A 378-nucleotide genomic window follows, 5' to 3' on the forward strand; every position below is an offset into this window, starting at 1 on the left:
TAAACGTATTCTTTCAGGAGAATAATCAATAGGTTTACTGATTATTTTAAATTCGTTGGTCTGAGCTTTTATACAGCATGTGATCAATACCAATAAAGCATACATAAAGTGTTTCATAAAAATAGCTTATTTAGGGTACTGATAATGTCCTGTAATGGTATATTTAAAAAGGATATCTTCCAGCACTTGTCCGGCTCCTATATTGTGTACGATCAAAAATCTCTTTCCGTCTGCCGATTTTTTATTGACAACAATTCCAATATGGGTTAAGTTTCCAGGTAAAATCCAGGTAACAATATCTCCGGGAACATATAATGCAGGATTGGTTTCTATGGATTTTTGTTTTCCAAATGTTGAAAAAAAGACGGCAAGATTGGG

Annotated in this window: 1 protein-coding gene; it reads right to left on the reverse strand. The window is 33.3% G+C overall.

The window, feature by feature from the left end; genetic code table 11:
* Positions 1 to 126: 126 nt before the first annotated feature.
* The coding region (locus SCA31_RS22630) for a DUF1287 domain-containing protein (RefSeq protein ID WP_410699299.1) at positions 127 to 378 on the reverse strand (252 nt) is incomplete at its 5' end.

This window comes from Chryseobacterium sp. SIMBA_028 (genome assembly GCF_046535285.1).
Classification (GTDB): Bacteria; Bacteroidota; Bacteroidia; order Flavobacteriales; family Weeksellaceae; genus Chryseobacterium.